This window comes from Edaphobacter sp. (assembly GCF_035763405.1).
In the GTDB taxonomy this organism is placed as follows: domain Bacteria; phylum Acidobacteriota; class Terriglobia; order Terriglobales; family Acidobacteriaceae; genus Edaphobacter.
The window spans coordinates 1-14,030 of record NZ_DASUBE010000018.1 but is presented as its reverse complement, the minus strand read 5'-3'; the positions used below and the strand labels follow the sequence as shown (position 1 = coordinate 14,030).

Annotated in this window: 16 protein-coding genes and 1 tRNA gene; 10 read left to right on the top strand and 7 right to left on the bottom strand. The window is 60.5% G+C overall.

What is annotated here, in order from left to right:
* Both VFU66_RS02035 and infC read right to left on the bottom strand, forming a co-directional pair.
* A partial coding sequence (locus VFU66_RS02035; RefSeq protein WP_326444561.1) for a nucleoside hydrolase occupies positions 1-750 on the bottom strand: 750 nt, incomplete at its 3' end.
* Positions 751-884: 134 nt separating this feature from the next.
* Positions 885-1,460, bottom strand: coding sequence for a translation initiation factor IF-3 (gene infC / locus VFU66_RS02030; protein WP_326444562.1), 576 nt, complete (start codon positions 1,458-1,460; stop codon positions 885-887).
* Between the two features lie 225 nt (positions 1,461-1,685).
* On the opposite strand from infC, the gene VFU66_RS02025 reads away from it, so the two are divergent.
* From VFU66_RS02025 to VFU66_RS02015, 3 genes are all read left to right on the top strand, one after another.
* Positions 1,686-2,192, top strand: coding sequence for a response regulator (locus tag VFU66_RS02025; RefSeq protein ID WP_326444560.1), 507 nt, complete (start codon positions 1,686-1,688; stop codon positions 2,190-2,192).
* A gap of 203 nt (positions 2,193-2,395) precedes the next feature.
* Positions 2,396-3,124: a hypothetical protein gene (locus tag VFU66_RS02020; RefSeq protein ID WP_326444559.1), complete on the top strand. Its 729-nt coding sequence runs from the start codon at positions 2,396-2,398 to the stop codon at positions 3,122-3,124.
* A 7-nt stretch (positions 3,125-3,131) separates the two neighbouring features.
* A complete protein-coding gene (locus VFU66_RS02015) occupies positions 3,132-3,683 on the top strand; it encodes a hypothetical protein (RefSeq protein WP_326444558.1) in 552 nt (183 codons plus the stop codon).
* Positions 3,684-3,886: 203 nt separating this feature from the next.
* Here the strand turns inward: VFU66_RS02015 and VFU66_RS02010 are convergent, their stop codons facing one another.
* Entirely contained in the window at positions 3,887-4,150 is a 264-nt protein-coding gene (locus tag VFU66_RS02010; protein ID WP_326444557.1) for a hypothetical protein, read from the bottom strand.
* A gap of 159 nt (positions 4,151-4,309) precedes the next feature.
* Between VFU66_RS02010 and VFU66_RS02005 the strand changes: the two genes are divergently transcribed.
* Together VFU66_RS02005 and VFU66_RS02000 are read left to right on the top strand one after the other, a co-directional pair.
* Positions 4,310-4,396 (top strand) — tRNA-Leu (locus tag VFU66_RS02005).
* Positions 4,397-4,738: 342 nt separating this feature from the next.
* The gene (locus VFU66_RS02000; RefSeq protein WP_326444556.1) at positions 4,739-5,005 is read left to right on the top strand and encodes a hypothetical protein; all 267 of its coding nucleotides are present in this window, start codon (positions 4,739-4,741) and stop codon (positions 5,003-5,005) included.
* Positions 5,006-5,373: 368 nt separating this feature from the next.
* On the opposite strand, the gene VFU66_RS01995 is transcribed toward VFU66_RS02000, so the two are convergent.
* On the bottom strand, positions 5,374-6,981 hold the full coding sequence (locus tag VFU66_RS01995; RefSeq protein ID WP_326444555.1) for a carboxylesterase/lipase family protein: 1,608 nt from the start codon (positions 6,979-6,981) through the stop codon (positions 5,374-5,376).
* A 91-nt stretch (positions 6,982-7,072) separates the two neighbouring features.
* Here VFU66_RS01995 and trpC point away from each other — a divergent pair, with 91 nt between their 5' ends.
* A complete protein-coding gene (gene trpC / locus VFU66_RS01990; protein ID WP_326444554.1) occupies positions 7,073-7,882 on the top strand; it encodes an indole-3-glycerol phosphate synthase TrpC in 810 nt (269 codons plus the stop codon).
* 3 nt (positions 7,883-7,885) lie between these two features.
* Positions 7,886-8,566 (top strand): phosphoribosylanthranilate isomerase, encoded by a 681-nt coding sequence (locus VFU66_RS01985; RefSeq protein WP_326444553.1) that lies wholly within the window; start codon positions 7,886-7,888, stop codon positions 8,564-8,566.
* 83 nt (positions 8,567-8,649) lie between these two features.
* Here the strand turns inward: VFU66_RS01985 and VFU66_RS01980 are convergent, their stop codons facing one another.
* Entirely contained in the window at positions 8,650-9,207 is a 558-nt protein-coding gene (locus VFU66_RS01980; RefSeq protein ID WP_326444552.1) for an inorganic diphosphatase, read from the bottom strand.
* A 63-nt stretch (positions 9,208-9,270) separates the two neighbouring features.
* On the opposite strand from VFU66_RS01980, the gene purS reads away from it, so the two are divergent.
* Positions 9,271-9,516: a phosphoribosylformylglycinamidine synthase subunit PurS gene (gene purS / locus VFU66_RS01975; RefSeq protein WP_326444551.1), complete on the top strand. Its 246-nt coding sequence runs from the start codon at positions 9,271-9,273 to the stop codon at positions 9,514-9,516.
* Between the two features lie 312 nt (positions 9,517-9,828).
* Positions 9,829-10,371, top strand: coding sequence for an outer membrane beta-barrel protein (locus tag VFU66_RS01970; protein ID WP_326444550.1), 543 nt, complete (start codon positions 9,829-9,831; stop codon positions 10,369-10,371).
* A 34-nt stretch (positions 10,372-10,405) separates the two neighbouring features.
* Here VFU66_RS01970 and VFU66_RS01965 read toward each other — a convergent pair whose 3' ends face one another.
* Positions 10,406-10,927 (bottom strand): SRPBCC family protein, encoded by a 522-nt coding sequence (locus VFU66_RS01965; protein WP_326444549.1) that lies wholly within the window; start codon positions 10,925-10,927, stop codon positions 10,406-10,408.
* 210 nt (positions 10,928-11,137) lie between these two features.
* A complete protein-coding gene (locus tag VFU66_RS01960; protein WP_326444548.1) occupies positions 11,138-11,410 on the bottom strand; it encodes a hypothetical protein in 273 nt (90 codons plus the stop codon).
* A 274-nt stretch (positions 11,411-11,684) separates the two neighbouring features.
* Between VFU66_RS01960 and thrS the strand changes: the two genes are divergently transcribed.
* On the top strand, positions 11,685-13,724 hold the full coding sequence (thrS, locus tag VFU66_RS01955; protein ID WP_326444547.1) for a threonine--tRNA ligase: 2,040 nt from the start codon (positions 11,685-11,687) through the stop codon (positions 13,722-13,724).
* Positions 13,725-14,030 lie beyond the last annotated feature (306 nt).

Genomic DNA, 14,030 nt, shown 5'->3' with positions numbered 1-14,030 from the left:
TGGGGTTGTCTGGATGGCGTTGCGCTGCCACTCGGCGGTCAGCAGTTGGAGCGAGTCGGTGAGCGGCGTGCTGATGGAGGCGAGCAGAGACTGCTTGGCCTCATCGAACTTCAGTTGCGTGGAGTCGAGCGGCATCATGTCGATGGGTACGCCGGAGGTGAAGAGTTTCTGTGCGGCGGCGGGGTCGGAGGCGATGTTGTACTCGGCGTCTGGCGTGTGGGCGGTGCCGTAGCCGCGATGGATGGAGCCGCCCATCAGCACGACGCGGCGCAGCTTGCGGAACGTGTCCGGGTCGCGGTCGATGGCGGCGCCGATGTTGGTGAGCGGCGCGATGGCGACGAGTGTGATCTCGCCGGGGTTCTTGCGGATCGCATCGAGCAGAAACGCGACCGCATCGCCGTGCGCGTGCTGGGGGCCCGCCTCGGCCCAGGCGCGCTGCGTGAACTTCGTCGTGGTCCTGGTGGCAATGCCGGTGTAGACGGGGATGTCCGAGCGTCCGGTTTCGCAGAGAATGCGGTCGAGCAGGCGGGAGCGCAAGGCGGTGTCGCCCCAGGCGGAGGTGATGCCGACGATCCGGACCTCGGGGCTCGAGAGCGCGAGGGAGACGGCGAAGGCGTCGTCGATGTCGTCGCCGATGTCGGTATCGAGGATGATCTTGGCGGCGGGATGCGATGTCTGTGCCGCGCGGAGAGGCGCGATGAAGCAGAACAGAAGCACAAGTAATGGTGCGAGGGTGTGGCGGAGATTCATGGTGGCCCCTCTCCTGTGTTACGGGCAAGGGTAACGCAGGAGAGAGCCGTTGGGCTTTCGTATGCTGCGGAACCAGACGCAAAAACGCCTTCGCTGTGCCTGGAGTGGCGAGAGGCGAAGGCGTTTGTGGAAGGTCAGGCTTCGATGGCGGCGGGAGGCTTCGCAGCGGGAGTAGCCGGGGCCGGGGTAGGCTTTTTGGGCGCGGCCTCGGTCTTCTTTCCCGGTGCGAGGATGGCGTGCAGCGTGGTGCCTTCCATGCGTGGCATGAATTCGACCAGGCCGGCTTCGCCGATGTCCACGATCAGGCGGTTGATGATTTTGTAGCCAAGGTCGCGGTGGGCCATCTGGCGGCCCTTGAAGCGGAGCGAGGCCTTGACCTTGTCGCCGTCGTTGAGGAAGCGGACGGCCTGGTTCTTCTTGGTCTGGTAGTCGTGCTCGTCCACGGTGACGGAGAACTTGACCTCTTTAATGGTGATGACCTTCTGCTTCTTGCGCGCGGCACGCTCGCTTTTGTCCTTCTCGTAGAGGTACTTGCCGTAGTCCTGGATCTTGCACACGGGCGGGACGGCGTTGGGGGAGATTTCAACGAGGTCGAGCGAACGCTCACGGGCCATCTTGAGGGCCTCGAAAGGGGCCATGACGCCAAGTTGTTCGCCATTTTCGTCGATGACGCGGACTTCGCGTGCGCGGATACGTTCGTTGGTGCGGATGAAGGATTTTGCGGAGCGTTTATCGATCGGGGGAATAAGTCGCCTCCACAGCGGGCTCTACCGTCCGCCATGCGTTGTTTAGAGTTGGGCGCGCGCCTGTCGCACAAGACACCGCCGTAACGTGCAGTATAGCACCTGTGCGGCGGGCAATTTCCGCGCCAAACCCTTTGGCGTTCGATGCCGGAATGCTGTATTGTGGTGGCTCCAAGGCACCGGAGGCATCCTATGGCCCGTCGCATTCTGCTGGTGGACGATGAAGTTGCCGTGTTGCTGACCATGAAGGCTGTGCTCGAGATCAGCGGCTTTGAGGTCGATACGGCTGCCTCGGCGCGCGAAGGCAAGCTGAAGCTGCACAAGCACGATTACCAGATGGTCATTACCGACATGCGCATGGAAAGCGACGAGGCTGGAGCCGAGGTCATCGAGGCCGCGCGTGCAGCCGCCAACCATCCTGCCGTTGCGCTTTTGACCGCCTTCCCCGTCGCGGACGAGGACTGGCAGGAGATGGGCGCGGACAAGCTGCTGGTCAAACCGGTACACACCCGCATTCTGATTGAACAGATTGAAAACCTGTTGGCTACGCATGAGGCCAAGCTGGCCAAGCTCAACGGTGGCAGGGCCAAGGCGACGAAGCCGGCTGCGAAGAAGTTGCCCGCGAAGAGGAACGTCGTCAAGAAGGCGAAGTCCGCGAAGGCTGCGTCTGCAAAGCGCAGTGAGGTTGCGGCGCGTTGATTCGGCGAAGACTGCGCAAGGGGCGAGAGTAGATTCCACCGCGTCGCTGCGGAATGGAAATGGGTTTTGACTACTCCCGATCCCTGGATCCCAAGGTGCGATAGGCTACCAAAAGGGCTATCGTTTCGTCCAAATTGCGAGCTTGATCGATTGACGGAAAGCGAAATACCATGCGACGCAGGCCTTTGATCTCTCGAAAGGCGATGCAGTTTTTGGGGACCGCAGCACTCCTTCTGATCGCCTCACCCGCTTTGCGCGCCCAGAGCGCAGACGCTCTGCCCGAGGCGCCGACACCGCAGGTACAGGCCGTTGATCTTGCCCAGAACAACGGCGGGCCGCAGCAGCCTCCAGGGACAAAGCAGGCGGGGCAGCCTCCCTCCACCAGTACGGAGCCATCGCTCTCGGATCTCGGTCTCACCACCGCGCAGACGCAAGGCAGTGCTCGGGCGCAGGCCCTGCTCGACAAGCGGACGCACATGCTGAAGGTGCATCAGAGGCTCGGTTTGCTGACGATGATTCCGCTCGCCGCAACGGTTATCAGTTCGGCAAGCGCAACCGGGGGCCATCATCGCAACGGCACAACTCTTGTGCCCTCCAGCACAGGCAACACCGCTGGACGCGACCTGCATGCCGCCCTCGGTTCGGTGACGGTTGGGATGTACGCGGCCACGGCATGGTATGCCATCCGTGCGCCCAAGGTACCGGGTACGGAGTCTCGCGGCGCCATCCGCATACACAAGGCTCTTGTCTGGATACACGCGCCTGGAATGGTGCTGACGCCGGTGCTTGGAGCGATGGCGTTCAAGCAACTTAACTCCGGAGAGAAGGTTCACGGCATCGCCTCCGCCCATGCGGCGGTCGCCTGGGTCACGGTCGCGGCCTACGGCGCATCAATCGTCTCGATCTCCTGGCCCATCCACCTGAAGTTCTAGGTCAACTATGAAGAAATTGTTCGCCGCCTGTCTCTTCCTCGCACTTCCCACGTTTGCGCAATCCAACCGTCAACCATCCAATACCCAGTGGACGCTCGACTCCTCCACGCTGACTTACCACATTACGCATCCACTGCATCAGGTTGAGGGTACCAGCCATGCGGCGCGCGGCAAGGGCGTCTGCCAGGCGGGACGATGCGACTTCCTGATTGCCGCTCCAGTCAAAACCTTCGACTCCGGCGACTCGAACCGCGATCTCCACATGCTTCAGGTCACGCGCGGAGCAGCGTTTCCCATCGTTACCGTGCGTCTGCATCTGCCTGAATCGGCGACGACAGCTCCGACCATCGACTGCGACCTCGAGGTCCAGTTCGCCGGCCAGACCGCGCACTATGAGCATGTTCCTTTCCAGCAAACGATTCAAGGCGCTGAGCACCGCATCAAGGGCACTATCCCGGCCACGCTGACCGACTTCAAGATCACTCCGCCGTCCTTCTTTACCGTGCCCATCAAAAATGAGATGCCGATAGACGTGGACCTGACCTGGCACGCCTCCTGACGAAGGCTCTCGCGATCCCCTTAACCAGGTTATGTTCTGCCTTTGACGCCTCCGCTTCCATCATGCTCGCACGCAGGTTCCAACAGCTCGACGAAAAGCCATGACAGGCATCTAGAGCGGTTTCGGCCTCGCTGTGACAGTCGGGGCCGGAGAGTTGTGGTCTCTCACCCGGAGTTTTGTAACCATTTGAACTAAATCATGCTCTAGCCATCGGTGTGCTGTTTGATGTAGTTCCGGAGTGCCACGTTGAGTTCGAGCGCCTTGCTGACGCCGCTTTCGAGCATCTCCAGCCAGTCCTTTGCGGGTTCCTTCAGATCGGCGGTGCTGAGCAGATAGCTGGTTTGCGCGATGATCTCGAGTGCGTTGCTCAGGTCGTGGGCCAGTCGGCGCACCTCGACTGCAAGCTCTTCGGGAATTTTGTTGTCGCCGGGCAGCGCCGGGATCAAATCGTTGATTGGCTTCGTCATGACAGGAAAACAGTACCTCGTTCAGGTATACGCAATCAAAGGGGGAAGACTCACAGTTGTGTGCATTGACACAGGAGCCTGCGTTTGTAACACTAAAACTTCGCGGTTCAGCGTGTCCCGATCAGCAGTTCAGAAGGTTCAGGGGACGCTTCGATCGCTGCCGAAGTGGCGGAATTGGCAGACGCGCATGGTTCAGGTCCATGTATTCGCAAGGATGTGGGGGTTCGAGTCCCCCCTTCGGCACCAGATTTTAGATGTTTGTTGTGAATGAGATAGGAAGCAATCGAACAACACGTGTGTGGGATACGTGTGTGCCAACGGTTCTATCTCGTAGACGGAAGTTCGGTTACACGCTCTGATAGGCCACCTTCTCCGTGAATACTCTTATGGAAGTATGTAGCGAATTGCCTGTTTTGGAATTGAATCCACACTACCCAAGTCATCGGAGCCATAAGTGGCGTATCAAAGCACGATGTACCCTAATCAAAGCATGTCTGCAGGTTATCGCAAGTCGAGTTATCCCCATCTTCACTGCACCAATTGAGGTACTCGTCTGTTCCGAAATTGCGGTGCTACAGTTGAGGTAACATGCCACAAATCAACAGGCTATATTTGGCGGTTATGCCGCTCGTGCATCTGGACACTGGCTTCACAGAACAGACGCTGACTTTGTTTCCAAGCCAAGAGTTCGCCACATTTTTCACTCCGGAGGAAGTTGATACGTATTTGGATTTTTTCAAACGGCGAGCGGAATCTTATTTGAAAGGTGGAAATGTCACTAGTTATGAGTTCGCAAAGGAGCCCGTTGTAGGAACAGGGTTTGTACGGGTGGTGGTGACTCAACATGTCGAGTGAGGCGGGTGGTGCGTTTAGTCCTACTGCGAAGCCAGGAAAATTTACGGTTGCCGAGTTTCAGCAAGTCGCGGGTGTCGTGAGGGAATTGCTGGCGGACCAGCCCCTCATCAAGTATTCGATTTACGCGGCGGGCCTTGCTGGGCTCCTCGATAGCATTCACTGGATCTGGTTACTTATTGTTTTTTTGCTACGAGCGATCAAATAAGCCCGCGTGTGTAATACGTGTGTCAGAACCGCTGAAGTGGAGCTTTCTGCGTTTGGTGCTTCTATAAAAATCAGTAAGTTTTCTGTTTTCAGTGCGGCTTGATTATCCGAGTCCCCCCTTCGGCACCAAGAGTTCCATTCTGATGAGCATCCCTTGCGGATGCTCATTTTTCTGCCGCTTGCTCCTCGACCTTCTTCCAGAACGCAAACCGTGCAACCGTGGCCACGGGGCCAGGGTGCAGTTCGTCTCCCAGTCGCATGGTTGTTCTGCTGCCGGGCGCGACGGCTGGCCAGGGCGGGAGCCCCTTCCGGTTCGGCGTTCCGGTCTCGATGAAGTGTAGCCAATAGCTGGACATGCTCTCGGAGAGGCTGCGGTCAGCCGCGGTGTATGGGCGCGTGAGCGCGTCGAGGTTGCGGAACCAGTAGGGAATCTCGGCGGAGTGGAAGGCGCCGAATTGGGGATGTTCAGGCCAGGGGATGGCGTGGTCGAAGTAGTAGGTGTAGGCCGGAGTCTTCGCTGTCTTTGCACGGTTGACGCCCCACAGATACATGGCCACTCGACCGCTGTCTCGCGCACTCTCTTTTTCGGAGCGGGTTGCTTCTGCCTGTGAGCCTGCCGGGTAGATCATCAGGAATTCGTTCGCAAGGTTTCCGTAGCGTTCGCGTGCCTGCTGTTTGAACTCGTCCGGCGTCAGCTTGCCGTACTTTGCGGAGGCGCTTCCCTCGTCGGCGTTGAGACCGGTGATGGTAGGCACGTCGTTCTGTCGGCCTGCGGAGAAGATGGCCGGGATGGTATCGGGTAGAAACCAGCCATCGACATCGGGGCGGAAATGGAGGTTCGCCTTCTTTTGCGCGGCGATAAGGCTGGCTGGGCTCATGGCACGCAAGTCAGCTAAAGAGTGTGCGCCGACGGAGGCTGCAAACGCTGTGCCCTGCGCTTCACCCTCGCTCTGCGAGACTGTGCCCGGCGGAGAGAGATACGCGCCGCTCTCCGCGATGGCTCCGCGAAAGAGCCCTTTGGCCAGAGGAGATGCGGTGAGGTAGATGACCGCCGCCGCTCCGGACGACTGGCCCGCGATGGTGACGCGGTTGGGGTCTCCGCCGAAGGCGGCGATGTTGCGATGCACCCAGCCGAGCGCGGCGACCATGTCTTCCAGACCGTAGTCTCCCGAGGCGTGGTGCGGCGATTCGGCGGTCAAGCCGGGACAGGCGAGAAATCCGAAGACGCCCAGCCGATAGTTGATCGAGACCACGACGATGCCCTGGCTGGCCAGATGCTCGCCGTTGTACACAGCAGGCGACGCGGCACCCTCGACGAAGCCGCCGCCGTGAATCCAGACCAGCACAGGGCGAAGTGCGCCAGCGGGTTTTCCTTGTGTCCACACGTTCAGGTACAGGCAGTCCTCGCTGATGGGGTACTGGGCCATGAACTCGCGCGTCCAGGGCAGATGTTCGCCGCGAATGTCCTGCATACAGCTTGCGGAGAAGTGGTCGGCCGTACGCACGCCCTGCCAGGCAACGGGCGGCTGGGGTGGTTGCCAGCGCAGCGGGCCAACCGGAGGGGCCGCGTAGGGGATGCCTTCGTAGATCTGAACCGGCGGGGTGCCTGAGGTGAATCCGGAGATACGGCCGCTCTCCGTGGTTACGATGCCCTGTGCGATGGCGCTGCGCGGCGTAGCAAACACCGCTGCCACCAGAGCAGCGAGCAGCAGCGACGTCAGCCCGTTGAGACTGCAATACATCGAGACAGATTTGCGGACTGAACATACCATGCTTTTCGTTTCTCCCGGCTTCAGTGCTCGAAGGGCACTCCGAGCAGGATAGCTGCATCGGCCTGCCGGGCAAACCCGATAAGATAGAGCTATGTCCACGCGGCTTGACCAGATTCTCGCCAATACACGCGAAGAGGTAAACGCCCGCAAGGCGATTGCGAACGTGCGCGATCTGGACCGTCGCGCCGCCTCACGCACACCGCGCGGCTTCGTCGCCAGCCTTTGTCGTGTTGCGGCCACCGGGCCGGCCATCATCGCGGAGATCAAAAAGGCCTCGCCCTCGCGTGGGCTGATCCGCGCCGACTTCGATCCTGTGGCGCTTGCCCAGGCGCTGGAAGGCGGCGGTGCGGCTGCGCTCTCTGTGCTGACCGACGAAAAGTTTTTCCAGGGTTCGCTTGCCAATCTCGAACTGGCGTCGGGGGCAGTGCGCATTCCATGCCTGCGCAAGGACTTCATGGTCGATGCATTTCAAGTGGTCGAAGCGCGTGCGCATGGGGCCGATGCGATTCTGCTGATCGTCGCGGCACTGAGCGATGGAGATCTGCGCACGCTCGGAGGCGAGGCCCGTGCGCACGGACTTGATGTGCTCTGCGAGACGCACAATCGCGAAGAGATGGATCGCGCGCTGGCGCTGGGCTTTACGCTCATCGGTGTCAATAGCCGTGATCTGCGCACCTTTACGATGCACCCGGAGCTGCTGCCTGAGCTGGGCGCGCTTGCTCCGGCAGGCGTGACGATGGTTGCCGAGAGCGGCCTTAGTTCGCCGGAGGAGATTCGGAGACTGCGCGAGGCAGGCTACGGCGCGTTTCTCATCGGCGAATCGCTGATGCGCGAGCCCGACCCCGGCGAGGCGCTCGCTCGCCTGCTCAACCGCGAACACGTGCAGACACAGGCGGGCTGAGCCATGTGGATCAAGATCTGTGCCAACACAAACCTTGAAGATGCACAGCTTGATGCGTCGCTTGGCGCGGACGCGGTAGGCTTTGTCTTCGCACCAAGCAAGCGCCGCGTTGCCGCCGAGCAGGTTGCGCGCATCACGCTGCATCTGCCCGCGTCAGTCGAGCGCGTTGGCGTCTTCGACTCGCACGATGCTGAAGAGATTGTCGCCACAGCCCGCACCGCTAGCCTCAATGGCGTTCAGCTTCACGGCGGGGTGGACCACGCGCTTGCTCATCGGCTGCGCGATGTGTTGGGCGGCGAGGTTGCGATTATCCAGACCCTGCATTGGCAGGTGGATGCAGGCGGAGCCAGCGCCGAAGCCGTGGGGCGTCATCTGGACGAGATTACCCGCGAGGGCATCGTTAACCGCGTGCTTATCGACTCAAAGATGGGAACGGCTACCGGCGGCACGGGCGTCGCGTTCGACTGGGAGAAGGCGCGCGCAACGCTTGCGGAGCATGCAGGTGGGTTGAAGCTGATCGTCGCCGGGGGGCTTCGCCCGGAAAATGTGGCGGAGGCCATTGAGCAGCTCGCGCCGTGGGGGGTGGATGTGGCCAGCGGCGTGGAAGCCGAGCCCGGCCGTAAGGATCCGGAACGGCTTGCGGCGTTTATACGGAATGCGCGGCAGGCGGGCTCGGGGCGCTGAAGGCTTAGCGCCGATTGAAAACCGGTGGAAAGCGGCTGCGTGTTTTCGCGGTGAAGCGCGAGAAGAGCTACTGGCAGGCGAGCTTAATTTTTCGGTGTGGGCAACTGCACTGGGCTTCTTTTGTTTTCGATGAAGCGCTGTGCGGCCTCGACGACTTTGGCGCGGGCGTAGTCGGCGTCCTGCCAGCCTTTGACTTCGACGCGCTTGCCTTCGAGGTCTTTGTAGATGGCGAAGAAGTGGGTAATCTCGCGCAGCATGTGCGGGTAGATCTGGGAGTAGTTGGTGACGTCCTTATAGCGTGGGTTGTTCTTGCCGACGCAGAGGACTTTTTCGTCGGCGACGCCCTGGTCGAGCATTTCGAGCACCCCGATGGGGCGCACGTTCTGCACGCAGCCGGGGAAGCTGGGTGCGTCTACCAGCACCAGCACGTCGAGCGGGTCGCCGTCCTCGGCCAGCGTGCTGGGGACGAAGCCGTAATCGCCCGGATAGTGGACCGGGGAGTACAGGTTGCGGTCGAGCCGGAAGACGTGGAGCTGCTTGTCGTACTCGTATTTGTTGATGCCTTCGCTGGGGATTTCGATGACTGCGTGGATGACGTTGGGCGACTCGGCCCCAACGGGCAACTCAAGATAATTGGTCATAGGGAGTGTGGGATCTCTTCTGGTGCACCGGCAAAAGCGGCGCTCTGTCTATAATTGAACAGAATGAAGGCGCATGTCTATGTCACGCTGAAACGGACCGTGCTGGATGCCCAGGGGCAGACAGTGTCGGATGCTTTGCGGAGAATGCAGTACCGCGGCGTCCAGGATGTAAGGCAGGGGAAGTATTTTCTGCTGACGCTCGAAGATGGGCTCGCCGAGGGAGCTGCCCAGGCCGAAGTGGAGCGGATTGCCCGCGAGGTGCTGACCAACCCGGTGATTGAGGAGTTTTCCCTCCGGCTGGAGGCATGAGCTGCGGCTCGAAGCAAGCCTGCTGCCATACGTGGCCATGGTCAATGGCGAAAATGTTGCATGATGGCTGGCAACCTTGGGATGGCTTTTGGAATATAAAGATTCAACAGTAACATTAGATAAAGATTCGACGGTAACTTGTCCGCGGATAGAATGGATAGCATTGCGGGCCGCAGGCAATGTACGCAACATCCTTCAGCCTCACTATGCTTACGGCGAAATCGTGACTGAAGGGTTGATTTGAGAGGGCAACGGATGCAGAGACACAACCTACGAAGGAACCTCCTGAGGTTTGCGCTGCCGATGGCGCTGATGCCTTTGCTTCTGCTCCCCGTCCGCATCTCGGCACAGGCCACCGCGGCGCGAAGCAGAAACGCGGGCCTCACGACGTTTGTGATGTATTCGCGTGTTAATCCGGACTACGACATCGCGGGCAACGGTATCACGATCGGCGGAGCATACACCTACTTCCTCAAGTTCCTCTCGCCGTCGGTTGAGGTGCGCTATAAGAACGCGCACGGGCGGGCGGTCAATGAGAGCACTTTCGGCGGCGGCGTGCGGATCGAGCACCCGATCAGCTACTTTCATCCCTACGCTGATTTCATGGTCAGCAAAGGGTCGATCACGTTCGCGCAGAAGAATTACATCGGTTCGAACGGCACCGGCTCGAACGGTGCGGTGGCGTACTCGGTGGGCGGCGGCGTGGACTACGACTTCGCCGACCAGTGGGCGGTGCGGGTGGACTACCAGCACGAGAGCTGGAACCTGAATCAGAACCCGCCCGTTACGCTCACGCCGCATGCATTGAGCATCGGCATCCTGTACCGCATTCGGTTGCACCGCGGACAGTACTAAGGAAGCTCAAAACCAGGGCTTCATTCATGGCTGCTCAGGCGTTGGAAGTCGTTTGGGTCGGCTCCATCTGCATGGAGCGTTCGATGTTCTCTTCGTCAAGATAACGGCGCCATTCATAGCTTTCGGCCACCTGTCTGAGCAGTTCCACGCGCCTGCGCAGCAGCTTCGTTACAGCAGGCACGACCAGGCGTTTGCCGAGTTGTCTGCCGAGCGGTCCGAATGGCATGGAGAACCGCAGCCTCTCGACGACGAGCGTATGGCCGTCGATCTCGGTGAACTGGTGGTCGTGCTGGTACTTCCGGAAGCGACCCCGCGCCATGGTGTCCTGAAAGAAGGCTGGGCGCTCGTAGCGCGTGACCAGGCCCTCATGGACGAGGGGCAGCCCGAAACGCCATCCGGTCCAGACAACCCGGTCGCCGGGGCCCAGCGTTCCGGCAACCGTACCGGCGACGGGCTGCATTTCGAGAGCCTGGGCCGTGAGGCCGACGTGGGTCGCAAGCAGAAAGCACCGATCCATCGGCGCATTGATATGAATGGAATCACTGACGGTGAACAAGCTTGACCTCGATCCTGCAATCTCTACCAGATCGCCAAGTCCACATCTTCGTAGCTGCGCTGTTCGGGGAGAATATCCAACAGCTCCAGAGCAGCGCAAACGAAGTCAAGGAAGTGTACACAAACCGAGTGGAGCGACCAAGCACCAAATGTGGTACACCCCCTGGCGGGGATGTTTCCACTGGCGAGCTGCAACCGGAGAGGGCGGCGGTCAGATGGAGTTGTCGATGAGGTCACTGAGTGAGGCGGAGGCGGAGAATGGCGGTTCGCCCTGCCAACTGGGAATGTCGAAATTAGTAGCCGGGTGCGCGCCGGCGAGCCTGCCCTGGGAAGTGTGCTGGTCGCGCAGGGCCTGCTGGATGAGGCGGCGGCTCTCAAACTGGCTGGCGTGGGCGGCCAGTTCCTCGAAGATGAGGAAGCCCTGCCCGCAGATGGGGCAGCGGATGTCGGTCGAGAGCCTCGGCTGGTGGGTGACGAGATGCACGGGACGGCCTGCTTTCCGGTGGCAATCGATCAGGCCTGATGCTGATTTGCGCTGATGATGCCGATTCAAAGTGTCGCCTCGGGCCGGGCAGGTTCTCCGCAGCGGAGGCTGTGATTATTGTTGTGCCCGGCGCGCCGCAACGGAATGGCCAGCGCGGGGAGGACGGCTACAACGTGCGGGGGATACAGACGGCAGGGAATAGCGGCGAGCCGATAGGAAGAACCGTCACAGCTTGGTTCAGCGGCATAAACGAAATATGCTGGTATTGACAGCTATGAGTGAGCAGATCAAGATTCAGCTTCCGGATGGTTCAGTGCGCGAGGTCCCGCGCGGTACGACTGCATTTGAAGTGGCGACGAGCATCTCGCCCCGGCTGGCGTCGGCGGTGGTGGTGGCGCGGGTAAAGCCCCTCAATTCCAACGAGGGATCGGGGACCAGAGATCAGGGATCAGAAGACGAGGGCTCTGAGGCTTCGATGTATGGCGCGGCCTCCGGTGGCGAGCGGCTGGTCGATCTGGCTGCGCCTTTGACCGAAGACGTGGCGCTGGAGCTGCTGAAGGAGTCGGACGAGGCTTCGCTGCGTGTGGTGCGGCACTCGGCCGCGCACGTGATGGCAACGGCGATCCTCGAACTCTTTCCCGAGACGAAGCTGGGCCATGGCCCTGCGACTGATTCCGGCTTCTTCTATGACGTCTACCGCGAGACGCCCTTTACCGAAGACGACCTGGCCGCGATTGAGAAGCGTATGGCCGACGTGGTGGCACGTGACGAGAAGTTTGTTCGCGCAGAGGAGCCGCGCGAAAAGGGGTTGGCCGAGTACAAGGCGCACGGCGACTTCATGAAGGTGCACTTCATCGAACGGTTCACCAAACCGAATGATGTGATCTCGCTCTATCGCAACGGCAACTTCACTGATTTCTGCCGAGGGCCTCATGTGCCTTCGACCGGTCGCGTGCGCGCCTTCAAAGTGACAAGCGTGGCTGGCGCGTACTGGCTGGGCGATGAGAAGAACCAGCAGTTACAGCGCGTTTACGGCACGGCGTTCTTCAACGCGAAGGACATGGAGGCGCACTTCAAGCGGCTCGAAGAGATTAAGGCGCGCGACCATCGCGTGCTGGGAAAACAGTTGGATCTGTTCTCGATCCAGGAGGTCGCGGGCGCTGGCCTCATCTTCTGGCATCCGAAGGGCGGGCTGATTCGCAAGACGATGGAAGACTGGATGCGCGAGGAGTGCATCCGGCGCGGCTATCAGATGGTGTTTACGCCGCACATCATGCGCCGCGAGCTGTGGAAGATCAGCGGGCACGACGGCTACTACGCCGAGAACATGTATCCGCCGATGGAGCTGGACGACGCCGAGTACAGGCTGAAGCCGATGAACTGTCCCGGCCACATTTTGATTTACAGGAACTCTCCGAAGAGCTACCGCGACCTGCCGCAGCGGTATGCGGAGCTGGGCAACGTGTATCGCTACGAACGCTCAGGCACGATGCATGGCCTGCTGCGCGTGCGCGGCTTTACGCAGGACGACGCGCACATCTTCTGCACGCCGGAGCAGATTGAAGGCGAGATTGCCGCGTGCGTCGAGTTTGCAGACTCGGTGCTGAAGGCGTTCGGGTTTGCCGAGTTCAAGGTCGAGCTTTCAACCTGGGACCCTCGCGACACGAAGAACTATGTGGGCGAGGCGGAACACTGGGAGGGCGCGGTCGCGTCGCTCAGGAAGGTACTCGACGCAAAGGGGATCGAGTACAAGGTCATCCCCGGCGAGGCGGCGTTCTACGGGCCGAAGATCGACATCAAGCTGGTGGACGTGCTGGGGCGGCTGTGGCAGCTCTCGACCGTGCAGTTTGATTTCAACCTGCCGCAGCGGTTTGAGCTGGAGTACACGGGTGAGGATGGCGAGAAGCATCGCCCGGTGATGGTGCATCGCGCGCTGTTCGGCTCGGTGGAGCGGTTCTTCGGCGTGCTGATTGAGCACTACGCGGGCGCGTTTCCGCTGTGGCTGGCGCCGGTGCAGGTTGGCTTGGTGCCCATCTCGGAAAAGCATTTGGACTATGCGAACGCTGTGAAGGCGAAGCTTGAAGCTGCCGGGCTGCGCGTCGAACTAGACGCTCGCAACGAGAAGATGAACGCAAAGATCCGCGAGTTCACGTTGCAGAAGGTACCGTTTGTGCTGGTGATGGGCGACAAGGAAGCGGCGAGCGACGCAGTCAGCGTCCGGACGCGCGGCAAGGGTGACGAGGGCAGCGTGGCGTTGGCGGCGTTCATCGAGCGGGCGACGGGGCTTGCGGCGAGCCGGAGTGCGGGATTGTAGAGATCCAGGCGATCCGGGTAGAGACGCGGATCGTTGCTCCTTCTCCTAAGGCCAAGGCAATGCAGGGTTTGTAAGGCAAGCCTTTATTCAAGCGATTGTTCCTCATGGTTGCTGATTCTCTGCTTGGCGGTTGAGCGGGTTTCTACTATGCTTGTCTTTCAGAAAGGGGGCTCCCATGCACCACCCCATTCTTGTCGGAAACCTGAGCGTCACGTTTCTCAAGAGCCGCCACGAGACCGATGGCGAAGCCGACATCTTTGAGCTGACCGTTCCGCCGCACGCCCATCTCAACGTTCCGCACCTGCA